Here is a 23,312-nt window from a genome sequence, read left to right as displayed (position 1 = left end):
TCACGCCACCGCGGTCAGCTCGCACCACACATACTTGCCCCGGTTGCCGTTCCTTGTCAGCGGCTGCCACCCCCACAGATCGGCGCACGCGCGGACAAGGGCAAGCCCCCGCCCCTCCTCGGCCTCCCCGAGCGCCGCCAACTCCCGCGGTGGCTCCGGCGGTTCGGGGTTCGCGTCCCACGCCCCGATCCGCAGCACACCGGCCGACCAGCGCACGCGCAGGGCGGCGGGGCCCTTGGTATGGAGTACGGCGTTGGCGACCAGCTCGGTGGCGAGGAGTTCGGCGGTGTCGGCGAGGCTGATGAGGCCGTGCATGGTGAGGATCAGCCGGAGGGTGCGGCGGGAGACGGTGACGGCTCGGACATCGTTCGGGATGTAGAGGGTGTACTCCCAGGGCTCTGTTTCGGGCATGGGTGAACTCCGTTCGGGGTGGGGTGGGGTGGGAGTTGTGCGGTGTCATTGCCGCGGCCGCCATGGCAGGACGGCGCGGTGCGCTTCCGCTGCGTGTGCGTTGCGTCACCGACGGTAGACCTAAGATTTCATCCAGAGCAAGCCGATCGCGTAATCTGACCCCCGAACGAGTCGCGTCTACAAGCGCGTTGAACGAGGAGCAGTCGATGGTTCTGAGGCGCGAACCCACGGCACGTCAGATGCGCCTAGCGGTCGAACTGCGCAGACTCCGCGACGCGGCAGGCCTCAAGGCCCGCGAGGCGGCAGCGCTGCTCGGCGTGAGTTCCGTGCAGATCAGCCACATCGAGTCCGGCCTCACCGGTGTGAGCGAGGAACGGCTGCGCCGTCTCGCTTCTCACTACGCCTGCACGGACGATGAGTTCATCGACGCCCTGGTGGCGATTGCCACCGACCGGACAAACGGGTGGTGGGAGGAGTACCGAGGCCTGCTGCCCACGCCATTCCTGGACCTGGCGGAACTCGATCACCACGCCTCGTTCCGCCGAGAGGTAGCCATCCTGTTCGTGCCGGGCCTGCTGCAAACTGAGCACTACGCCCGTGCTGTCTTCTCTTCGCGCGTGCCAGAACTCACGCCCGACGAACTCGAGTTGCGGGTCCGCCATCGCATGGCACGCCAGGAGATCGACATTCCGTACCAGGTGGTGATCCACGAGGCGGCACTGCGCATCAGGGTCAGCGACCGCGTCGCCTCACGGGCTCAACTCGCACGACTCATCGAGCTTTCCGAAGCGGAACACATCACCCTCCGCGTCATCCCCTTCGACTTGGACGGCTTCTCCAGGGCTTCGAACACCATGACCTACGTGGGTGGCCCTCTGCCCAAGCTGGACACAGTGGTGCGTGACGCGCCCTACGGCTCAATCTTCATCGACTCCGAAGCCCAGCTCAACGCCTATCGAACGCGCTTCCGTAAAGTGGAGTCAGTAGCACTCGCTCCCGAGCGGTCCCGTGACTTCATCCACAAGCTGGCGAAAGAGCTGTGAGGCACCCCATGACCACTCTCGACAACTGGCGGAAGTCCTCGTACTCCGGAGAGGGCGACGGCAACGACTGCGTGGAGGTCGCAACGTCCCCCACCCACACCGCCATCCGCGACTCAAAGACCCCGGCCAGGGCAACCCTCACCTTCCCGACCGGAGCCTTCACCGCCTTCCTCAACCACCTGACGTCGGCTCACTCCACCGTCACCGACTTCGCCAGGTTCCGAGGCTGATCCACCTCGTTCCCCCGGGCGGTGGCCAGCTCACACGCGAACACCTGCAACGGCACCGTGGCCACCAACGGCTGAAGCAGCGTCGGCGTGGCCGGGATCCGGATCAGGTGATCCGCGTACGGCACCACCGCCTCGTCCCCCTCCTCCGCGATCACGATCGTCCGCGCGCCCCGGGCCCGGATCTCCTGGATGTTGGACACGATCTTGTCGTGCAGGACGGACCGCCCCCGGGGCGAGGGCACGACCACGACCACCGGCAGATCGTCCTCGATGAGGGCGATGGGCCCGTGCTTCAACTCCCCCGCCGCGAACCCCTCCGCGTGCATATAGGCGAGTTCCTTGAGCTTGAGCGCACCCTCAAGGGCAACCGGATACCCGACATGCCGACCCAGGAACAGCACGGTGTTCTTGTGGGCAAGCGACCGCGCCAGCTCCCGCACCGGCTCCATGGTCTCCAACACCCGCTCGACCTCACCACCGATCTTCGCCAGGTCCCGCACCACCGCGTGGATCTCGTCCCCCCACTTGGTGCCGCGGACCTGCCCCAGATACAGCGCCACCAAGTAGCAGGCCACCAACTGCGTCAGGAACGCCTTGGTGGACGCAACCGCGACCTCGGGCCCGGCATGCGTGTACAGCACCGCATCCGACTCCCGCGGAATGGTCGACCCGTTGGTGTTGCAGATCGCCAGTACCCGCGCCCCCTGCTCACGGGCGTGCCGTAGCGCCATGAGCGTGTCCATGGTCTCGCCGGACTGGGAGATGGCGATGACCAGCGTCTGCTGATCGAGGATCGGGTCCCGGTAGCGGAATTCACTGGCCAGCTCGACCTCGCACGGAATCCGCGTCCAGTGCTCGATGGCGTACTTGGCGATCAGCCCGGCGTGGAAGGCCGTACCGCAGGCGACGATGACGACCTTGTCGACCTCCCGCAGGGCGGACGCGCTGATGCGGACCTCGTCCAGCGTCAGGGAGCCGGCGGCGTCGATGCGCCCCAGCAAGGTGTCGGCGACAGCCTTGGGCTGCTCGGCGATCTCCTTGAGCATGAAGTAGTCATAGCCGCCCTTTTCCGCGGCCGACGCGTCCCAGTCGACGTGATAGGAACGCACATCCGCCGGCCGGCCGTCGAACCCGGTGACGGTCACCCCGTCCCGCCGCAGCTCCACGACCTGGTCCTGCCCCAGCTCGATCGCCGACCGCGTATGGGCGATGAACGCGGCGACGTCCGATGCGAGAAAGGCCTCGCCCTCCCCAACGCCCACCACCAGCGGCGAGTTCCGTCGCGCACCCACGACCACCTCGGGCTCGTCCGCGTGCACCGCGACCAGCGTGAAGGCCCCCTCCAGCCGCCGGCACACGAGCCGCATGGCCTCGGCGAGGTCGGCGGTCACCGAGAACTCCTCGGCGAGCAGGTGGGCGACCACCTCGGTGTCGGTCTCCGACCCCAGCTCGTGGCCCCGCTCCTCCAACTCGGCCCGAAGTGCGGCGAAGTTCTCGATGATGCCGTTGTGCACGACGGCGACGCGTCCGGCGTTGTCGAGGTGCGGGTGCGCGTTCGCGTCCGTGGGCCCTCCGTGCGTGGCCCAGCGCGTGTGCCCGATCCCGGTGGTCCCGGTCGGCAACGGCCGCTCGGTCAGCTCCTTCTCGAGATTGACGAGCTTGCCCGCCTTCTTCGCGGCCGCCAGCCCCCCGTCCGCCAGGACGGCGACCCCCGCCGAGTCGTACCCCCGGTACTCCAGCCGCTTCAGTCCGGCCGTGACAATCTCCAGCGCCGACTGCGACCCCACGTATCCCACGATTCCGCACATGCGCGGCAGCCTACGACCGAACTCCGCTCGGAATCGGCCGCAGCGTGCCCGATTTCGGAAATTCCCACCCCGGTACGAGGCCCCGAGGCCCAAGTCCCAGGCTCAGGCGAGCCCCCAGACCCCAGACCCCTGGCCCCTCAGGTCTTGGCCCGATAAGCCCGCATGGCCACCGGATAGAACACCACCGCGATCCCCGCGGCCCACACCAACGACCACAGCACCGGTTCCGCCACCGCCCCGCCCAGCAGCAACCCCCGGAACGCGTCCGACAGATGCGTCACCGGATTGACGTCGCTCCATGCCTGCAGCCACCCCGGCATGGTGTCGACCATGACGAAGGCGCTGCTGGTGAAGGTGATGGGGAAGATGATCGTGAAGGCGAAGGCCTGCACCTTCTCCGCGTCCCCCGCGAGCATCCCGATCAGCACCGCGCTCCACGACACCGCCGCGGCGAAGACGACCACCAGCAGCATCCCGAGCACCAGTCCGTCCAGTCCCCCGGTGATCCGGAAGCCGAGCAGCAGGCCGAGGCCGATCATGAGGAGCATCGCCCAGACGTGCTTGGCGAGGTCCGCGGTGATGCGGCCGATGAGCGGGGCGGAGCGGGCTATCGGCAGGCTGCGCAGGCGGTCGAAGACTCCCTTGGTGAGGTCGGTGTTGAGCGCCATGGCCGTGTACATGGTCATGAACAGGGTGTTCTGGACGATGATGCCGGGCAGCGCGTACTTCAGGTACGCCTCGGGCGATCCGGCCATCTGCCCGCCCAGCACATAGGTGAAGAGGAACACGAACATGATGGGCGTGATGCTGTAGTCGACCAGCTCCAGCGGGTTGTGCTTGACCGCGACCAGGCTCCGCCAGGCCATCGTGAAGGTCTGGCGGAGCCCGTCGAGCGGTCGCACCCGGCCCGACTTGGTGACCGGTGCCGTGATGGTGGTGGCGGTGGCGGTCACGGCCGCATCACCGCCTTCCGCAGCTCGGTGTCGGCGTCCGCGTCCTCGTCCCGGACGGCCGCGCCGCCGTTGCCCTCGGGGTCGCCGGGTTCGGCGCGGTGGCCGGTCAGGGCGAGGAAGACCTCGTCGAGCGAGGAGCGGCGCAGCGCGAGCTCGCCGACCGCGATCCCCTCACGGTCGAGGGTGCGCACGACGGCCGGCATCAGCTCGGGGTCCTTCACCGGGGCGGTGATCGTCTCGCCCTCGATGCGGGCCTCCGGTCCGGCGGCCCCGGCCACCAGCACATGCGCCCTCGCGAGGTCCTGCTCCGCCACCGGCCGCAGCTCCAGCACCTGCCCTCCGACCTGCGACTTCAGCTGGTCAGGGGTGCCCTCGGCGATCACCCGGCCCTTGTCGATCACCACGATGTCGTCGGCGAGCACATCGGCCTCGTTCAGATACTGCGTGGTCAGCAGGGCCGTCGCACCGTCCGCGACCAGGCCCCGCAGCAGGTCCCACAGCTCACCGCGGCTGTGCGGGTCCAGGCCGGTGGTCGGCTCGTCGAGGAAGAGGATGCTGGGGCGGCCCACGAGGCTGGCCGCGAGGTCCAGACGCCTGCGCATGCCGCCGGAGAAGGTCTTCACGGCCCGCCCGGCCGCGTCCGTGAGCTGAAAGCGCTCCAGCAGCTCCCGGGCCCGCGCCCGGGCGTCCCGCCGTGACAGTCCGAGCAGCCGGCCGATGAGCAGCAGGTTCTCCGTGCCGGTCAGGTTCTCGTCCACCGCCGCGTACTGCCCGGTCAGCCCGACCATGGCGCGTACGACCCCGGCCTCCCGGACCACGTCGTGCCCGGCCACGTGGGCCCGGCCCCCGTCGGGCCGGAGCAGCGTCGCGAAGATCCGCACCGCGGTCGTCTTCCCGGCGCCGTTGGGACCCAGCAGTCCGAGCACGGTGCCTCTCCGGGCTCCGAGGTCGACCCCGGCCAGCGCCTCGGTGTCCTTGAACCGCTTGACCAGGCCTTGCGCCTCGATCGCATACGTCGTCATGGTCACCCCTCGTCACCCCTCGAGGTCGTGGACCCGGCCCGGGCCCACCTCTCCCACAACTGTGACGCACGCCACTGACATTCCCCACCTTGCCCGGATTTCCAGTAGAAGCTGTCGTTTTCTCCAAAAGGTCGCGGCGTGACGGATCCCACCTCACCGTCCGTTCGTGCTGCCGTAACAATGGACTGTGATCTCTCAGGTCTCCTCGATGCCCCGGAGCGCCCACCGGCCCAGGCCGGAGGCGACTCCCTACGTCGACCTCACCCGCTCGGAGTGGAGCGCGCTGCGCGACAAGACCCCGCTGCCGCTCACGGCGGAGGAGGTCGAGAAGCTGCGCGGCCTGGGCGACGTCATCGACCTCGACGAGGTCCGTGACATCTACCTCCCGCTCTCCCGCCTCCTCAACCTCTACGTGGGCGCCACCGACGGCCTGCGCGGCGCCCTGAACACCTTCCTCGGCGAACAGGGCTCCCAGTCCGGCACCCCGTTCGTCATAGGGGTCGCCGGCTCGGTCGCCGTAGGAAAGTCCACGGTGGCCCGGCTCCTCCAGGCCCTGCTCTCCCGCTGGCCCGAGCACCCGCGCGTCGAGCTGGTGACGACGGACGGCTTCCTGCTCCCGACCAGGGAGCTGCAGGCCCGCGGCCTGATGTCGCGCAAGGGCTTCCCCGAGTCCTTCGACCGCCGCGCCCTGACCCGCTTCGTCGCCGACATCAAGGCGGGCAAGGACGAGGTCACGGCCCCCGTCTACTCCCATCTGATCTACGACATCGTCCCGGACCAGAAGCTCACGGTCCGCCGGCCCGACATCCTGATCGTCGAGGGGCTGAACGTCCTCCAGCCCGCCCTGCCCGGCAAGGACGGCCGCACCCGGGTCGGCCTCGCCGACTACTTCGACTTCAGCGTGTACGTCGACGCCCGCACCGAGGACATCGAGCACTGGTACCTCAACCGCTTCAAGCGGCTGCGCGAGACCGCCTTCCAGAACCCCTCCTCGTACTTCCGCCGCTACACCCAGGTCTCCGAGGAGGAGGCCCTCGACTACGCCCGCACGATGTGGCGCACCATCAACAAGCCCAACCTGGTCGAGAACATCGCGCCCACCCGCGGCCGGGCCACCCTGGTCGTCCGCAAGGGCCCGGACCACAAGGTGCAGCGCCTGAGCCTGCGCAAGCTGTGACGGCTACGCTGCCTCCATGCTCCATCTCCGCCTGATCACGCCGTCCGACAAGACCGACGACGCGGTCCGTCTGATCGAGAAGACGGTGGGAACGACGCACGTCGCCGTCCTGCCCGGTGCCGCCCGCAACCCCGTCGGGGACCTGGTGCTGTGTGACGTGGCACGTGAGGCGGGCGACGAACTTCTCACCGGCCTCCAGCAGTTGGGCATCGAGGAGTCCGGCTCCATCGCCGTGGAGAACATCGACCTGTCGCTGTCCAGGCGCGCCGACAAAGCCGAGGCGGAGGCCCCCGGAGAGGGAGCCGACGCGGTGCTGTGGGAGCACCTGGCCGACGCCACGCACGAGGAGTCGACGCTCTCCGTCACCTACCTCGCCTTCCTCACGCTCGCCACGATGATCGCCGCCTGCGGTGTCGTGCTCGACAACGCGATCCTGATCGTGGGAGCGATGGCGGTCGGCCCGGAGTTCGGCCCGCTGGCCGGCGTCAGCACGGCGATCGTCCAGCGGGCACCACGCCTGGCGCTGCGCTCGCTGATCGCGCTGCTGGTGGGCTTCGCGGTGGCCATGGTGGTCACGGTGGGTTTCAGCTACTTCATGGACTCCGTGCACCTGTTCAGCGCGGCGCAACTGGACGCCGAGCGGCCCAACACGCACTTCATCTACCGGCCCGACTGGTTCTCGTTCGTCGTGGCCGTCCTCGCGGGCTGCGCGGGCACCCTGTCCCTGACCTCGGCCAAGTCGGGCGCACTGGTGGGCGTCGCCATCTCGGTGACCACCGTCCCGGCCGCCGCGAACGCCGCGGTGGCCTTCAGCTACGACGAGTACAACCAGGCCTGGGGCTCCACCGAACAGCTCCTGCTGAACCTGCTGGGCATCATCCTGGCCGGGACCCTGACGCTCCTGGCCCAGAAGTGGCTGTGGTCGCTGTCCACCGGTGACAAGGCCGCCGCGGAAAACTGAGTTCCTGTCAGCACCTCCTGAGCCGGGCGGTCACCGGAACCTAGCGTCCGTGGCATGGACACGATTCGCAGCAGGGAAAGAACGTGGTGCGGTGCCGCGCTGGCGGTGCTGATGACCGCGGGGACGCTCACGGTGGCGGCCCCGGGTGCCCGGGCGGACACGGCGCGGACCGAGACGCCGGTGACGGTGTCGTCGCCGGCCGCAGGAGTGCGGGAGTCCGGTGAGCGGGAGTCCGGTGTGCTGGAGTCCGGTGTGCTGGAGTCCGGTGTGCTGGAGTCCATGGTGCGGGTGAAGGTGCCGTTGCCCGAGTCGGCGGGGCCCCGCCCGGCCGCGTGCGACTGGCTGTCGTATCTGCGCTACCGCGCCGCCGACGGACCGGCCGCCGCCGCCGAGGCGGACCGGATCCTGGTCGCCCAGCCGGGCATCCTGGAAGGTGCCGGGGCGTTCGACAGCGTCGCCCGCAACACGGTCGCGGCGGCCGCCGCGCAGGGCCGGCACATCGAGTTCTGGGCGCTGGACCGGCGCTCCAACTGCCTGGAGGACCGCACCGGCATCGCCTCCGGCGACCAGCACACGGCCGTCGACTACTACTACCGCGGCAAGCAGGTCGAGGGCCGGACCTTCGAGGGGTTCGCGGACAACGGCCAGTTGGGGTGGATGGCACGACTCGGCATCGAGCAGACCGTCCGCGACCAGTACGACCTGCTCGCCGCCGAGCTGCCCGACCAGAAGCTGCGCAAGAACAAGGTGCTGTGCGGCGGCCATTCGCTGGGCGGCGTCGTCACCGGGTACTTCGCCGCCGCCGACTTCGACGGGAACCCGGCGACCACGGCCGACGCCGGATACAACCAGTGCGCCGGCTACTTCGCCCTCGACACCACCGTCTCCACCTCACTGGCCGACCTCAGCGGCAGCATCCCGGACGACACCAACCTGCCCGACACCGGCCTCGGTTACGGCGTCGTACAGGCCGGCCTCGACAGCGGAGTGCTGCCGCGCTCGCTGTCCGCGCCGGTGCTGCTCAACCCCGAGACCATGACGCTGCTGGCCATCGCCGGCATCGGCGCCCTACAGGATCCCGGAGCCGAGGCCGATCTGCCCCGCTATCTGCCCTCCGGCCTCAACATCGAGGCCACCAACAGGTTCCTCTTCTCCAAGGACACCGCCGCCTTCCTCACCGGCTCCCCCGGCGTGAAGGACTTCCGGCTCACCAACGAGGCCGTGCTGGGCGCCCTGATGGACGACAACTCCGTACCGCTGGCGTTCCTCCAGAGCAGCGTCGGGTTCTTCGACGGCGGGCCGATCGCCGACAAGGACTTCCCCGTCGCCAACGGCGGTCAGGAGCAGCCGGGGCTGTTCGGCACCGAGTACAAGGCCATCCCGGCCCGGCCCCAGGGGCCGCTGTACACCTGGCGCGACTACGACCGGGTCGGTGACGCCGACGATCCCGGGTACCGGTCGGCCGACGGCACGCCGTTCACCGAGGCCGGCAAGGAGGTCACCGACATCCAGGAGCTGGCCCGGAGTCTGGCCGAGCAGCCGCTGGACTTCACCGAGCAGTACTTCCCGACCAAGTTGGTCACCGATCTGGAGCTGGCCACTTCGCCACAGGTGAAGAAGCTCGTCGCGCACCCCGACGGGCTCACCGCCAACCCGACCCTGACGGTGCTCGCGGGGGACGGGCTGCTGGCGGGCCGCGTCCCGTCCGACCTGAACCCCGTCGTGGCCGACGGCTACCAGCACCTCGATGTGCTGACCGCGGCACCGGCGCAGAACGACGGCCGGCCCGAGCCGGTCTCCACCCACCTCGCGGGGTTCGCCGGGGACCCGCGATAGCCCTACACGAGGAAGGGCCCGGGAAGTCAGGCTTCCCGGGCCCTTCTTGGGTACGGCTCAGACCTTGCCCGCCGCGAACGTGGCCGCCGCGTCCGCGTCGGCGGTGTAGCCGAGGTGCGCCCCGACGTCGTTCCCGCCGTTCTCACAGACGGGGTCGCCCTGGGCGCAGAAGTCGATCGTCCGGCTCTGGTAGGTGCCGGTGACGCTCTTTCCGAGGGCCCGGATCGGGTTGCCGAACAGCAGCACCGCGGCGACCTTCGGCTCGACCGCGGCCGGCAGGGTGGCCACGATGGGGCTGCCGACCACGGCGCCCTCGCTGCTGATGCCGATCGAGTTGTCGACCACGTTCGCACCCTGTGAATAGCCCACGAGGACGAACCGCTGGTTCGGACACGCGGACGCCTGCTGCCTGACGTGGTTCACCAGGTCCGCGTTTCCCTGTGCGGCCGACGTGAGAGAAAGGTCGGCCGGGTAATTCACCTTGTAGCTGGAAAGGCTTTTGCCGGTCAGCTTCTTCTGCAGTGCGGAGTACACCGGGTCGCCGACGATGAAGCCGAGCGTGCCCGGCTCGAAGGTGCCGCGAGCCGCGACGACGTCGATGTCCGAGCAGGCCGCGGCCGCTGCCGAGGGCGCGGCGAGGGTGGTGACCGAGGCCCCGCCCAGCAGCGAGAGCGAGGCCAGACACAAACGAATACGCATGAGCGTCCTCCATGTGGGGAGCGCGTGAACGCGCCTGCGAGAAAGGAGGACCCGAACGTATTCACCCGGCTGTGCCGGGTGTTATTGCCGGAATCAAGAAAAGCGGCGGCTTTTTCTTCGCCGAATGAGTAGTCGGGCCAAGGGGTGTTGTGCGGGTTTCACAACACCCCCTGGTCCTGCTGTGCCCGCAGCGATTCGGCGCGCAGGGCGAGCACGAGGTCGAGGCGGGTTCCCGGATCGTGCAGGGAGTCGCCGAACAGCTTCTCCAGCTGGCGCAGGCGGTAGCGGACCGTCTGCGGGTGGATGTGCAGCCGGGCGGCGACGTCGGGCACGTTGCTGCCGCTGAGCAGCCAGGCCAGCAGCGTCTCGGCGAGCCGGGCGCGCTGCCCCGCCGAGACCTCGTCGAGCGGGGCGAGGGCGGTGGCCCGGAGGGCGTCGAGGAGGGGCTCGTCGGCGTGCAGCAGGAGGGCCGACAGATGGTCGGCGCACCGCACCACGCCCTGCCGGGGCAGGATCCCGCGCCCCATCAGCCCCAGGGCCCGGGTGGCCCAGCGCAGCGACTGCGCGGCTTCGACGAGCGGCACGGTCGGGCCGATCGCCGCGGGCCGGCCGCGCAGCGCGAGCGCGAAAGCGCGGCCGGCCCACCGCCCGGAGCCGTCGGGGTCGGGCACCAGCATGCGGGGCGGGCGGGACTCCATGTCCACGAGCGCGCCCGCCATGGCCAACGGCCGGTCGTCCTCGCGCTGGTCGGGGGCGGCCGCGAGCGCGACGACGGCTGCCTGCCGCGGCACCGGCCACCGGGCCTGGTGCGCCAGGCCCTGTACGGCCTCCGGGGCCACGGGGCCCTCGCCCAGGAGCAGGTCGAGCAGGCGTCTGCGGCGGCGCTCCAGCTCGTCGGTGCTGCGCAGCTGTGCCTCCGCGTAGCCGGCGGCGGCCGCCTCCGCGACCTCGTGCACCGTCCGGAAGGCGAGCTCGCCGAGCGCGGCCACCACCGTGGAGTCCAGGCCCAGTTCCTCCGCCGTGCGGCACAACGCCCGCCAGGCGTGCATCCCGCCGATGCGCAGCGCGGACTGCAACGCGTCCAGACCGCGCCCTTCCATGGCCTCACCGCGCCCCAGTGCGTAGTACGTGGCGGCGATCGACTCCCCCTGGCCGCACGGGTCGGCGATGTGGTCGACGAACAGGGTGAGCGCCTGCACCACCCCGTCGCGCAACTGCTTGCGGTAGATGCCGTCCCCGGGCCGCGCGTACTCGGGAACCCGGCTGCGGACCTCCTCCTCCACCTCGTCGGCCACGCCCTCGAGCCGGGCCCGCAGGAGCTCCACCAGCTCGGGCGGCATGGACGCGGGCCGACGAGCGTCCGACGCCTCGTGCGGGGTGGGGACAGCCATGGGGGACACTCCTTTCACCCGGAAACGATTCGCCGACGGGCCGTTGCCCGTGGGACGAGTGGGACGTCCTGTGTTGGACGGACGTCCCTTCCGCTCCGTTCCGTGCCCCCACGGCACAGACATCACTCCGGCACGCCCAGAGCACCGGCGAGCATAGGCCACGACGTTGTGAACTCCCTTTTCCAGTACGCCCAGCTGTGTCCCCCTCCCGCGTAGAGGTGAGCGGTCACGGGGACGCCCTGCCGGGCGAGCTCGGCGGTGAAGCCGCGGGCCGAGGGCCACAGGGCGCTCTCCAGGGCCTCGGGCAGCGGATCGCCGCTGCCTCCGGCCAGGCCGCTGCCCTGCGAGACGTACAGGGCCGTGCCGCGCAGTGCCGCGGCGCGGGCGCGCGGGTTGAAGTCCCGCCAGGTGAGGAGGTTGAGCAGGGGATTGCCCCACAGGGAGGCCGGTGACAGGCCCTCGCGGGCGACGATCGCGTCCACGATGGCCGGCACGCCGGGTGCCGTGGTGTCGAGGACCCCGCTGTAGGAGGCGGCCGCGGTGAAGGTGCCCGGGTGGCGGGCCGCGTGCGCCATCGCCCCGTACCCACCGGTGGACACGCCGGCGACGGCCCGTACGCCGGAGGCCCGGTACTCCCGCGCGAGCAGTGCCGGAACCTCCTCGACCTGGAAGGTCTCGTAGTCCTGGCCGTCGCGCCAGACGCTGGGGATGCCCGTGGGGCCCGCGTCCGGCATGGCCACGATCAGGTCGCGGCCCTCGGTGAAGGCCTCGATGTCCGTCTCCCGGGTCCAGGACGTGTAGTCGTCGTGGGCGCCGTGCAGCAGATACAGCACGGGGTACGTCTTCCCGGTGTCCGTGGCGAAGCCCGACGGCAGGATCAGCCGCACCGGCGCGCCGCGGCCCAGTGCGGCGGAGGACACGGTGAGGTCCAGGGTGCGCGGTCCCGGGGCGCTCGTCGCCCTCGCGCGACCGGTGCCCGTCGCGGCGCCGAACAGAACGGCCAGACCGGCGGCGGCCGCGGCCCTGGCTGCGGTACGCCGGGACACTCCGGTGACTCCGGTGAATCCGGTCGTGCGGTGGGACATGGCTGCTCCTCGGTTGCGTTCAGCGGGATGGGATGCGCCGGTCGAGCGCCCGGCCGAGATGGGCGGCGATCTCGTCGACGTACGGCGGATCGAGCAGCGCCAGATGATGTCCGGCCACGCGCACGACCTCCAGGTCCGGGCACACCTCGTCCCAGCCCAGCGCCTCGTCGTCCCGTTCGTAGGCGGGGTCGCGCACGGTGTGCGGGGCGGGCTCGCTCGCCCGGTAGAGGACCACCCGGCCGCCGTACGGGCCCGGACGGTGCGCCTCACCGGTCCTCAGGTCGAGGTAGGAGGCCCGCTGGTGCTCCAGCGCGGCGTCCGGCACGTCGGCGACCGCGCGCAGGGCCTTCAGCACGGCGTCGATGCGCTGCTCCTCGTCGTCCATCGCCAGGAGGTCGTCGTACGGCAGCTCCAGCCGGACCCCGTAGGCGTCGGCGACGTGGGCGGCGAAGCCCTCGAAGTGCGCCCGGACCCGGTCCGCCGGCGCCGGCCCGGGGTGGACGAGGGGGCGTACGGAGTCGATGAGCACCAGCAGCCGTACGTCCCGTCCCGCGTCGGCCAGTTGCCGCGCCGTCTCCTGGGCGACGAACCCGCCGAAGGACCAACCGCCCAGCAGCACGGGCCCGTCGGGGTGCGCGGTGGTGATCGCCTCGGCGTACCGGCGTGCCTTGTCCGCGACCGTGCGGGCCCGCTCGATCCGGTCGAGCCCGAACACCGGCTGCTCGGCGCCGAGCCGTTCGGCGAGCGGCCCGTACACGGTGGTCGGTCCCCCGGCGGCGTGCACGAGGAAGAGGGGCGGACGGGAGCCGGTGGCGCGCAGGGGACGCGGCCGCACGCCACCGGCCGGCCGGGGAAGGGCCCGCTCGACGCGGGCGGGCGGCGGCCTCGCCGACGGTCGCGGCGCCGAGCAGGTCACGCAGGGGCAGCTCGATGCCGAACTCTCGCTCCAGGGCCGTACGGACGCGGACGGCCATCAGCGAGTCGAGGCCGAGGTCGGCGAGGGCGGTGGCCGCGGTGACCCGGGGCGGCGGATGGCCGCTGACGGCGGCGATGTGGTGGCTGAGGCGGGTCAGGGCCGAGGAGGGGTCCGCCGTGTGCGCGGCGGTGGCCTCGGCGGGACCGGTCCGGGGCGCGACGGCCACCCGCACGCCCACCGGTACACCCGTGGGCCCCGACACCCCCGCCACCTCCGACGCACCCGAAACCCCCGAGCCCCCCGACGGGCCCGCCCCCGTCCTCCCGTCCGTCCACCAGTGCCGCACATGACGCCAGCGTGGCCCGGGTACGTCGACCACCCGGCCGGGCGGGAGCGGCAGCCGCTGCCCGGCCGCGTACAGGGCGCCCAGTTGTGCGGCGAACCCGGCCGCTCCGTCGGCGTCACGGCGCAGCGTGGCCAGGGCGAGCGCGCCGGGCGCGGAGTCGGTGACGGCACCCGTGAGGACCGGGTGGGGGGAGATCTCCAGGAACGCAGTGTGTCCGTCGGCCGCTGCCGCCGCGACGGCCCGGTCCAGGCGAACCGGCCGCCGCAGGTTGGCGGCCCAGTGGCCGGCGTCGAACGCGCTCGCGCCACGCGGGTCGTCCAGGACGGTGGAGTACACGGGCAGGCGCGGCCGGCGTCCCGTCACACCGGCGAGCCCGTCGGCCAGCTCCGGCAGCAGCCCGTCGACCTGCGGGGAGTGCCCGGCGCCGACGACCCGCATCGACCGGGCGGCCCGGCCCTCCAGCTCCAGCAGCCGCACCAGCCGTCCCACCGCCGCCTCCTCACCGGTGACGACCTTCTGCCGGGGCGAGGAGTGCACGGCGACATGGACGCCGGGAAAGTCCTCCGCCAAGCGGGCGAGTTCGCAGTCGTCGAGGTCGACGACGGCCATCGCCCCGCCCCGCAGTCCGCTCAGCAGCCGGGCGCGTACGGCGATGACGCGCGCGCCGTCCGACACGTCCAGGGCGCCCGCACACACCGCGGCGGCCACCTCGCCCATGGAGTGGCCGATCACGGCCGCGGGCTCGACGCCGTACGAACGCCACAGCTCGGCGAGCGCCAACTGAACGCCGAACAGCAGGGGTTGGGCCGTCTCCAGGCGGTCCAGGCCGGTGCCGGAGGCCAGGTGGTCGTACAGGGACAGGCCGCCGCACTCCGCGGCGAGCTGCGGGTCGAGCTTCTCCACGGCCGCCGCGAACGCGGGCTCCTCCTCCAGCAGCCGAAGGCCCATGCCGGGCCACTGGCAGCCGTAGCCGGAGAAGACCCACACCGGGCCGCCGCCGACCAGGTCGCGGTCGCCGGTGACGACCCGTGCGTCCGGACGGCCCGCCGCCAACGCGCGCAACCCGTCGGCCAGTTCGGCCCGGTCATGGGCGGCCACGGCGGCGCGTACGGGTCCCCGCCGGGTGCGTCCGGCGAGCGTACGGGCGATGTCGGCCGGGTGCGCGGCACTGCTGTCCAGCCAGTCGGCGACCCGGGCCGCGGTGTCGCGCACCCGCCCGATGTCGGCGTCGGAGAGGATGTGCAGCCGGACGGCGGGCTCGTCGGCCGGTGTCGCCGGTGGGCCGAGGGGCCGCCATTCCTCCAGTACGGCATGGGCGTTGGTGCCGCCGAAGCCGAACCCGGAGACCCCGGCGACGGCCGTGCCGCCGTAGCGGGGCCATGGCTCGGGCTCGGTCACCACGCGCAGCCGGTCGTCGCCGAGCGCGCTGCCGGCCGCGCGGTGCGGGGCGGGCGGGATGACGTCGTGGTGCAGGGCGAGCACCGTCTTGACCAGGCCCGCGACGCCCGCGGCCGACTCCAGGTGGCCGAGGTTGCCCTTGACGGAGCCGAGCAGCAACGGCTGGTCGGGGTCGCGGCCGGCGCCGAGCACCGCGGCGAGCGCGCCCGCCTCGATCGGGTCGCCGAGCGGGGTGCCGGTGCCGTGCGCCTCGACGAAGTCGACCTCGCCGGGGGTGAGCCCGGCCCGCGCGTACGCCGTCTCCAGCAGGGCCCGCTGGGCGGCGGGGTTGGGGGCCATCAGGCCGTTCGAGCGCCCGTCGGAGTTGACGGCCGTCGTACGGATCACCGCCAGCACTCGGTCGCCGTCCCGCTCGGCGTGCGACAGCCGCTTCAGCACCACGGCCGCGCAGCCCTCGCCGCGCCCGATGCCGTCGGCCGCCGCCGAGAACGGTTTGCAGCGCCCGTCCGGCGCGAGGACGCCCGCCCGCTCGAAGGCGACGGTCACGGCCGGCGACAGCAGCAGGTTGACCCCGGCCGCGATCGCCGTCTCGCTCTCGCCGGCTCGCAGACTGACGCAGGCGTGGTGCACGGCGACCAGCGAGGAGGAGCAGGCGGTGTCCACGGCCAGACAGGGCCCGCGCGTGTCCAGGACGTACGCCAGTCGGCCCGCGGTGACGCTGAGGGCCGCGCCGGCCGGTGCCCAGGGGTCGACGGCGGCCGGGTCGGCGCCGGTGAGCTGGCCGTACTCCGGGGCGGAGACGCCGACGAAGACCCCCGTGGCGGTGCCCGCCAGGGACGCGGCCGGGACGGCGGCATGGTCGAGCGCCTCGTGGACGACCTCCAGCAGGATCCGCTGCTGGGGGTCCATCACCGCGGCCTCACGCGGCGTGATGCGGAAGAAGTCCGCGTCGAACCCGGCGATGTCGTCGAGATAGCCGCCGTACGGGTGCGCGTCCGCGGGCGGGAAGGCCGTGAAGTCACGCCACCGGTCCTCCGGCACGCGCCGGATCGCGTCACCGCCCTCGCACAGCAGCCGCCAGTAGTCGCCCGGCCCGTGCACCCCGCCGGGCAGCCGGCAGCCGACGCCGATGACCGCGATCGGCTCACCGGGCGTGCCGGGCGCCATCACGAGCGGCGCCGGCCCGGGTGCCGTACCGCACAGCCGCGCCACCAGCGCCTCCCCGGTCGGCGCCTCCCACAGCAGCGTCGGCGGCAGCTCGCAGCCCGTGACCCGGGACAGCTCCCCGGCCAGGGCGACGGCGTCCCGCGACGACATACCGAGATCGGCCAACTGCCGGTCCATCGGCACCTCCTCGGGCGCCGTACCGTGCCACGAGGCCACCCGCTCGGCGATCACCCGCCGCAGCGCCTCCGCGTCGGCGGCCCTCATCCGGCGGCCCTCACGGCGTCGCCGACGGCCGGGGTGACGGGTGACGTGCCGCCCGCTTCCCCACCGAGGGACTCCCCGTACACCCCCTCCAGATACCGCGCCCGAGTCAGCGCCCGCGACACCTTGCCGCTGGAGGTACGCGCGACCGCCCCCGGCGCGACGAGCACGACGTCGTCCAGCCTCAGCCCGTGCCGGGAGGAGACGGCGCCGCGCACGGCCCGCACCACGCCCGGTACGTCGAGGTCGGCCAGGACGGCGGTCCGCGCGTGCTCGGCCACCACCACGACCCGCTCCCCCGACGCGCCGGGCACGGCGAACGCGGCGAGCCGGTCCCGCCGTACGGCCTGATGTGCCTCCTGAGCCGTGGCCTCGATGTCCTGCGGGTAGTGATTGCGGCCGTCGACGATGACGAGGTCCTTCAGCCGCCCAGTGACGATCAGCTGCCCGTCCACCACCGCGCCCAGGTCACCGGTGCGCAGCCAACGGCCGCCCGGCGCGTCCGCGGTGTGCTCGGCGTCCGCGGTGTGCTCTGCGTCCGCGGTGTCCTTGGCGTCCACGGCGTCCGCGAACCCGGCCCCGAAGACCCGCTCGCTCTCCTCCTCCCGCCTCCAGTAACCCCGGCCGACGTTGGGCCCCTGCACCCATATCTCGCCGACCTCCCCCTCGGACAGGGCGACCCGCCCGGCGGGGTCGGCGATACGGACGCGCTGCCCCGCCGGCGTCCCGCAGCCGGCCAGCAGCACGGCCCTGGGGTCGTCGGACCGCGCGGGCAGCGCCTTCCCGGCGGCGAGGGCGTCACGGTCCAGGGCGAACCGGCTGAGCGGCTGACCGGGCCGGGCGGCACTGACGAAGACGGTCGCCTCGGCGAGCCCGTACGAGGGGCAGTGCGTCGTGGGCGCCAGCCCCTGGCAGGCGAAGGCGGCGTGGAAGCGGTCGGCCGTGCTGGGGCGGACCGGCTCGCTGCCGTTGATCAGCGCGGCGACCGAGTCGAGCCGCAGGTCCGCCTTCTGGGCGTCGGTGACGGCGGAGGCGCAGTAGTCGTAGGCGAAGTTGGGCGCCGCGCTCAGGGCACGCGGATGCGCGGCGAGCAGCCTCAGCCAGCGCACGGGCTCGTGCAGAAACGCGGCCGGATCCATCAGCACCGACAGCAGCCCCCGCACCACGGGCGCGGCCACGCTGAGCACCAGCCCCATGTCGTGGTAGAGCGGCAGCCACCCCACGCACGTCACGGGACGGACGTCGACGCCGTAGGCGGTCAGCGCCTGGCGGGCGTTGGCGACGACATTGGCATGGGTGATCTCCACACCGGCCGGAGCGCGCGTCGAACCGGAGGTGTACTGCAGATACGCGACGGCCCCGGCGTCCGGGTCGACCGGCCGCCACCCTCCGGCCTCGTCGTCGGCCACCTCGTCGACGCAGACGACCGACGTCCGTCCGCAGAAGTCCCGCACCTCTTCCCGTGCCCGGCTCGTGGTCACCACGACCGCCGGGCGCGCGTCGGCCAGAACGCCCGCGAGCCGGTCCGCGTGCCCCGGCAGGCCCGGCGGATACAGCGGTACGGCCACCATCCCGGCGGCGAGCACCCCGAGAAACCCGGTGACGTACTCGACCCCCTGCGGGCACAGCAACGCCACCCGCGCCCCCGGCTCCGCCTCCTCGGCGAGCCGGGCGGCGAGGGCACGCACCCGCAGGTCCAGTCGCCGCCAGGTCAGCGTGCGGTGGACGCCGCGCGAGTGCGGCGCGGGGTGATCGACGAAGGTGAACGCCCGGCGGTCCGGGGTGGCCTCGGCCCAGTGCCGCACGTACTGGGGCAGGGACCGGCGGGCGGGCGTGAGCGGGGGACGGCGACTGTCCATCTGGCGTGGCTCCTCACGTCCGGGACCGGCCGGCGAGCGACTGCCGGTCCCGGCGGGTCAGATGCGGGGCGGTGGGGGCAGTGGGGCAGTGGAGGCTGGTCAGAGCGGGATGTTGCCGTGCCGGCGCTGCGGCAGGGGTGCGCGTTTGCCGCGCAGGGCGCGCAGGGCACGGCAGATGTGGTCGCGGGTATCGCGGGGGGCGATGACGGCGTCGACGTAGCCGCGTTCGGCGGCGAGATAGGGCGTGCCGTGGGTGCGTTCGTACGTGTCGACCAGGCGGGCGCGCAACGCCTCCGGATCGTCGGCGGCGGCGAGTTCACGCCGGTGCAGCACGCCCACCGCGCCCTCGGCGCCCATCACGGCGATCCGCGCGGTGGGCCAGGCGAGGTTGATGTCGGCCCCCAGATGCTTGGAGCCCATCACGGCGTACCCCCCGCCGTATGCCTTGCGCACCACGACCGTGACCTTGGGGACGGTCGCCTCGGCGTAGGCGTACAGCAGTTTGGCGCCGCGCCGGATGATGCCGCCCTGCTCCTGCCGTACGCCGGACAGATAGCCCGGCACATCGGCGAACGTCAGCAGGGGGATCCCGAACGCATCGCAGAACCGCACGAAGCGCGCGGCCTTCTCGGAGGCGTCGATGTCGAGGACCCCGGCGGCATGCAGCGGCTGGTTCGCGACGACACCCACCGACTGCCCCTCGACGCGGGCCAGGGCACAGATGATGTTCGGCGCGAACAGCTCCTGCACCTCGAGCAGTTCACCGTCGTCGACGACCGCCCGCAGGATCTCCCGCATGTCGTAGGCCTGCCCGAGCCGATCCGGCACGAGGCAGTCGAGCCGGTCCCCGCCCTGAGCCTCCCCGGGCGCGTACTCCGGAGGCCGCTCCAGATTGTTGGCCGGCAGATACGACAGCAGATCGCGTACGACGTCCAGGGCGTCCTCCTCGTCGGCGGCGAGGAAGTGCGCGTTGCCGTTGACGGCGTTGCTGGTGCGGGCGCCGCCCAGCTCCTCGGCGGTGGCGCGCTCCCCCGTGACCGCCTCGATGACGTCCGGACCGGTGACGAACATGTGCGAGGCCCCGTCGACCATCACCGTGAAGTCGGTGATCGCGGGCGAGTAGGCGGCCCCGCCGGCACAGGGCCCCAGCACCACCGAGATCTGCGGGATGACGCCGGACGCCTGCACATTGCGGCGCACCAGCTCGGCGTAGAGGGCGAGCGAGGCGACGCCCTCCTGGATGCGGGCACCGCCGGAGTCGTTGAGCCCGACGACCGGGCAGCCGGTCTTCAGGGCGAGGTCCATCAGGGCGACGGTCTTCTCACCGAACGCCTCGCCCATGCTCCCGCCGAACACGGCGGAGTCCTGGGCGAACACGCACACCCGACGACCGTCGACGGTGCCGTACCCGGTGACGACACCGTCACCGTAGGGCCGCCGACCGCCGTCCCCGGTGGGCCGGGCCCGCACGAACAGTCCGGTCTCGCTGAAGGACCCCTTGTCCACCAGCCGCTCGATCCGCTCCCGAGCGCCGAACTCCCCACGCCTGCGCGCCCCACCCCCCACCACCGCCTGCTCCGCCCGACGGCCCAGATCGGCAATGCGCCCAGCGGTACCTCCGGCCACGTGCGCAACCTCGTTCGTCACAACCACCTCCGAAGTGGTTGTCGAATATGGCAGCGCGAGAGCGGGGTACTGGGCGAATCAGCGTGACGTGTGGGGAGGTTGAGTCCTCAGCACCGGCTTTTCATCCCGACGTGACAAGACGCCCCCCAGGGACGCGGGGCTGTGTTTGCTATGCGGCTCCGCCGCGCGGGCGCGAGCAACCCGCCACAACGGTCAGCCCGCAACGAAACAGCAACCCCCCACCCCTACCGACCGGAAGAACTACCCCAGCGCGGACTTCACGGCGTCAGCCAACCGCCCGGCCACAGACCGGGCCTGCTCGATATCCGCGGCCTCGACCATCACCCGCACCAACGGCTCGGTCCCGGACGGCCGCAACAACACCCGCCCCGTGGAACCAAGTTCCCGCTCCGCCTCAGCAACGGCGGCAGCCAGCTCCCCCGACTCCCCGACCCGCGACCGGTCGACGTCCGGCACATTGATCAGCACCTGCGGCAGCCGCTCCATCACAGCGGCGAGATCCCGCAGCGTACGCCCGCTCTCCGCGACCCGAGCGGCCAGCAGCAGCCCGGTCAGCGTCCCGTCACCGGTCGTGGCGTGATCGAGGATGATGACATGCCCGGACTGCTCACCACCGAGGGCGTAGTCGTGCTGCTTCATCTCCTCCAGCACATACCGGTCCCCGACGGCGGTCTGCACCAGCTTCAGCCCCTCGCGCTCCAGCGCCAGCTTGAAGCCGAGGTTGGACATGACGGTCGCCACCACGGTGTCGGCGCGCAGCGCGGAGCGTTCCCGCATGGCCAGCGCGAGCACGGCCAGGATCTGGTCGCCGTCCACCTCCTCGCCGGTGTGGTCCACGGCGAGGCAGCGGTCGGCGTCACCGTCGTGCGCGATCCCGAGGGCGGCACCGTGCTCGATGACGGCGGCCTTCAGCTTCTCCAGATGCGTGGAGCCGCAGCCGTCGTTGATGTTGAGCCCGTCCGGCTCGGCGCCGATGGTGACGACCTCGGCCCCGGCCCGCGTGAACGCCTCCGGCGAGACGCCCGCCGCGGCGCCGTGCGCCTCGTCGAGGACGATCTTCAGCCCGTCCAGCCGGTTGGGCAGAGCGCCGAGCAGGTGGGCGACGTACTCCTCGAACCCCTCGTCGTACGACCGCACGCGCCCGACCGCCGCACCCGTCGGCCGCTCCCACGGCTCACCGTGCCGGTGCTCGTCGTAGACGGTCTCGATACGGTCCTCCAGCTCGTCGGCGAGCTTGTGGCCGCCGCGGGCGAAGAACTTGACGCCGTTGTCGGGCATGGCGTTGTGGCTGGCGGAGAGCATGACACCGAGGTCGGCGCCGAGCGAGCCCGTCAGGAAGGCCACCGCCGGCGTGGGCAGCACACCGACCCGCAGCACGTCGACACCCGCACTCGCCAGACCGGCCACCACGGCGGCCTCCAGGAACTCCCCGGACGCACGCGGGTCCCGTCCGACCACCGCTGTCGGCCGGTGGCCCTCGAAGGTGCCCGCCTCGGCCAGTACGTGCGCCGCCGCCACGGACAGACCGAGCGCCATCTCGGCCGTCAGATCCGCGTTGGCGACGCCGCGCACGCCGTCCGTGCCGAAGAGTCGTCCCACTTGTCCTCCTGGGGAAGCATCAGTTTCCGGAGATCATCCGATAGCCCACAGCCCGATCACACGAGCCGATGGACACAGGGGCACACGAGCACACCAGCCTTTGAGCACCTTGTGCCGTTATACGCCCAAGCCTGTGAGAAAACGAACGCCCCGGCGGCACTGTGGCGTGCCGCCGGGGCGTTCGGACGTACAGGCAGCGAGGCTTAGCGCTTGCTGTACTGCGGAGCCTTGCGGGCCTTCTTCAGACCGGCCTTCTTGCGCTCGACCGCACGGTCGTCGCGCTTGAGGAAGCCGGCCTTCTTCAGCGGGCCGCGGTTGTTGTCGACGTCGGCCTCGTTCAGCGCACGGGCGACACCGAGACGGAGCGCACCGGCCTGTCCGGAGACACCGCCACCGGCGATGCGGGCGACGACGTCGTAGCGACCCTCGAGCTCAAGAACCTTGAACGGCTCGTTGACCTCCTGCTGGTGCACCTTGTTCGGGAAGTAGTCCTCGAGCGTACGCCCGTTGATCTTCCACTTGCCGGAACCCGGAACAATCCGAACCCGGGCAATGGCGTTCTTACGACGACCCAGGCCGGCGGCGGGCTGGGGCTCACCGAAACGCGAGGCGAGGGACTCGGAGGTGTACTCACCCTCCACCGGAACCTCGGACTCGGTGGTGTAGCTGTCGATGTCAAGCTCTTCGAGCGGCTGCTCGGCAGTGGTCTCGGCCACGATTCTCCTCAGATTCTCTTCAGGCTTAGGGGGTGGCCGGACTTACTGCGCGACCTGGGTGATCTCGTACGGCTGCGGCTGCTGCGCGCCGTGCGGGTGCTGGTCACCCTTGTAGACCTTCAGCTTCGAGAGCATCTGACGGCCCAGCGTGTTCTTGGGGAGCATGCCCTTGACGGCCTTCTCGATGGCCTTCTCGGGGTTCTTGTCGAGGAGCTCGTCGTAACGGACGGAGCGCAGACCACCCGGGTAGCCGGAGTGGCGGTACGCCATCTTCTGGGTCCGCTTGTTGCCGGAGAGGTGCACCTTGTCGGCGTTGATGATGATGACGAAGTCACCGGTGTCGACGTGGGGCGCGTAGATCGGCTTGTGCTTGCCCCGCAGGATGGAGGCGGCGGTGCTGGCGAGACGACCCAGGACGACGTCCTGAGCGTCAATGACGTGCCACTGGCGCGTCACATCGCCGGGCTTGGGGCTGTACGTACGCACGGTTCGTAGCCTTCGCTTCGAGTGAATGGTCCTGAACAGGTCACCGAAACGATCACGACAGCCTGGACCGCACTGCGGCGACGCATACCGCGTACGTGGGGTCGCTGGTCATCGGCCCGGTGGACCGGTGTAAGGGCCCGTCCCGTGAGAATGAGCAAGCCAATACACAACGAACATGCAGGATACCTGCGCCGCCTCGGCCGGGTCAAAATGGCGTGACGACGACTGCCCTGCTGTCCACTCACCAGGATAAACGCCCCGGCCGTCAGCCGGCCCCAGGGAGATACCCGACGACACGGGA

The 23,312-nt window shown here is 71.6% G+C and carries 18 protein-coding genes and 2 pseudogenes; 5 read left to right on the top strand and 15 right to left on the bottom strand.

Translation table 11 applies throughout. The annotated features are described in order from the left end of the window. Entirely contained in the window at positions 1–411 is a 411-nt protein-coding gene (locus ABIE67_RS28140; RefSeq protein WP_370263139.1) for an ATP-binding protein, read from the bottom strand. Between the two features lie 206 nt (positions 412–617). Here ABIE67_RS28140 and ABIE67_RS28135 point away from each other — a divergent pair, with 206 nt between their 5' ends. Together ABIE67_RS28135 and ABIE67_RS28130 are read left to right on the top strand one after the other, a co-directional pair. Next, complete coding sequence (locus tag ABIE67_RS28135) at positions 618–1,454, top strand: helix-turn-helix domain-containing protein (protein WP_370263134.1); 837 nt, start codon at positions 618–620, stop codon at positions 1,452–1,454. Positions 1,455–1,462: 8 nt separating this feature from the next. Continuing rightward, positions 1,463–1,684 (top strand): DUF397 domain-containing protein, encoded by a 222-nt coding sequence (locus tag ABIE67_RS28130; protein WP_370263130.1) that lies wholly within the window; start codon positions 1,463–1,465, stop codon positions 1,682–1,684. Here ABIE67_RS28130 and glmS read toward each other — a convergent pair. The 3 genes from glmS to ABIE67_RS28115 all read right to left on the bottom strand — a co-directional run bounded on the left by glmS (position 1,645) and on the right by ABIE67_RS28115 (position 5,467). Then, entirely contained in the window at positions 1,645–3,492 is a 1,848-nt protein-coding gene (gene glmS, locus ABIE67_RS28125) for a glutamine--fructose-6-phosphate transaminase (isomerizing) (protein ID WP_370263126.1), read from the bottom strand. The genes ABIE67_RS28130 and glmS overlap by 40 nt on opposite strands. Before the next feature lie 137 nt (positions 3,493–3,629). Next, positions 3,630–4,445 (bottom strand): ABC transporter permease, encoded by an 816-nt coding sequence (locus ABIE67_RS28120; RefSeq protein ID WP_370263123.1) that lies wholly within the window; start codon positions 4,443–4,445, stop codon positions 3,630–3,632. Further along, positions 4,442–5,467, bottom strand: a complete 1,026-nt coding sequence (locus tag ABIE67_RS28115) for an ATP-binding cassette domain-containing protein (protein WP_370263118.1) — start codon at positions 5,465–5,467, stop codon at positions 4,442–4,444. Before ABIE67_RS28115 ends, ABIE67_RS28120 begins: the two co-directional genes overlap by 4 nt. A 208-nt stretch (positions 5,468–5,675) precedes the next feature. Between ABIE67_RS28115 and coaA the strand changes: the two genes are divergently transcribed. The 3 genes from coaA to ABIE67_RS28100 are packed head-to-tail and all read left to right on the top strand — an operon-like array spanning position 5,676 to position 9,441. Beyond that, a complete protein-coding gene (gene coaA / locus ABIE67_RS28110) occupies positions 5,676–6,644 on the top strand; it encodes a type I pantothenate kinase (protein WP_370263116.1) in 969 nt (322 codons plus the stop codon). Positions 6,645–6,660: 16 nt separating this feature from the next. Then, positions 6,661–7,605 carry a DUF389 domain-containing protein gene (locus ABIE67_RS28105; protein WP_370263114.1) on the top strand — a complete coding sequence of 315 codons (945 nt, stop codon included), beginning with the start codon at positions 6,661–6,663 and terminating at the stop codon, positions 7,603–7,605. A gap of 54 nt (positions 7,606–7,659) precedes the next feature. Then, the gene (locus tag ABIE67_RS28100) at positions 7,660–9,441 is read left to right on the top strand and encodes a hypothetical protein (RefSeq protein ID WP_370263112.1); all 1,782 of its coding nucleotides are present in this window, start codon (positions 7,660–7,662) and stop codon (positions 9,439–9,441) included. Between the two features lie 57 nt (positions 9,442–9,498). On the opposite strand, the gene ABIE67_RS28095 is transcribed toward ABIE67_RS28100, so the two are convergent. The 11 genes and pseudogenes from ABIE67_RS28095 to rplM form a co-directional block, all read right to left on the bottom strand. Further along, positions 9,499–10,140, bottom strand: a complete 642-nt coding sequence (locus ABIE67_RS28095; RefSeq protein WP_370263110.1) for a cutinase family protein — start codon at positions 10,138–10,140, stop codon at positions 9,499–9,501. A 158-nt stretch (positions 10,141–10,298) separates the two neighbouring features. After that, entirely contained in the window at positions 10,299–11,531 is a 1,233-nt protein-coding gene (locus ABIE67_RS28090; protein WP_370263106.1) for a PucR family transcriptional regulator, read from the bottom strand. Positions 11,532–11,653: 122 nt separating this feature from the next. Further along, complete coding sequence (locus ABIE67_RS28085) at positions 11,654–12,616, bottom strand: alpha/beta hydrolase (protein ID WP_370263102.1); 963 nt, start codon at positions 12,614–12,616, stop codon at positions 11,654–11,656. 19 nt (positions 12,617–12,635) lie between these two features. Beyond that, positions 12,636–13,001 carry a hypothetical protein gene (locus tag ABIE67_RS28080; protein WP_370269715.1) on the bottom strand — a complete coding sequence of 122 codons (366 nt, stop codon included), beginning with the start codon at positions 12,999–13,001 and terminating at the stop codon, positions 12,636–12,638. Positions 13,002–13,079: 78 nt separating this feature from the next. Continuing rightward, positions 13,080–13,373: pseudogene (locus ABIE67_RS28075) on the bottom strand (alpha/beta fold hydrolase); the annotation flags it as partial. A 178-nt stretch (positions 13,374–13,551) separates the two neighbouring features. After that, a pseudogene (locus ABIE67_RS28070) lies at positions 13,552–16,620 on the bottom strand (beta-ketoacyl synthase N-terminal-like domain-containing protein); the annotation flags it as partial. A gap of 83 nt (positions 16,621–16,703) precedes the next feature. Next, complete coding sequence (locus ABIE67_RS28065) at positions 16,704–18,563, bottom strand: fatty acyl-AMP ligase (RefSeq protein WP_370263097.1); 1,860 nt, start codon at positions 18,561–18,563, stop codon at positions 16,704–16,706. A 99-nt stretch (positions 18,564–18,662) separates the two neighbouring features. Further along, positions 18,663–20,189 carry an acyl-CoA carboxylase subunit beta gene (locus ABIE67_RS28060; protein WP_370263093.1) on the bottom strand — a complete coding sequence of 509 codons (1,527 nt, stop codon included), beginning with the start codon at positions 20,187–20,189 and terminating at the stop codon, positions 18,663–18,665. Positions 20,190–20,450: 261 nt separating this feature from the next. Continuing rightward, positions 20,451–21,809, bottom strand: coding sequence for a phosphoglucosamine mutase (gene glmM, locus ABIE67_RS28055; protein ID WP_370263088.1), 1,359 nt, complete (start codon positions 21,807–21,809; stop codon positions 20,451–20,453). 203 nt (positions 21,810–22,012) lie between these two features. Then, positions 22,013–22,525, bottom strand: coding sequence for a 30S ribosomal protein S9 (gene rpsI, locus ABIE67_RS28050; protein WP_128433144.1), 513 nt, complete (start codon positions 22,523–22,525; stop codon positions 22,013–22,015). A gap of 42 nt (positions 22,526–22,567) precedes the next feature. Next, the gene (rplM, locus tag ABIE67_RS28045; RefSeq protein ID WP_030046395.1) at positions 22,568–23,011 is read right to left on the bottom strand and encodes a 50S ribosomal protein L13; all 444 of its coding nucleotides are present in this window, start codon (positions 23,009–23,011) and stop codon (positions 22,568–22,570) included. Positions 23,012–23,312: the final 301 nt, after the last annotated feature.

It is taken from the genome of Streptomyces sp. V4I8, assembly GCF_041261225.1.
Taxonomy (GTDB): Bacteria; Actinomycetota; Actinomycetes; order Streptomycetales; family Streptomycetaceae; genus Streptomyces.
The sequence above is the reverse complement of the archived record's forward strand: the minus strand, read 5'-3'. Positions and strand labels throughout refer to the sequence as shown.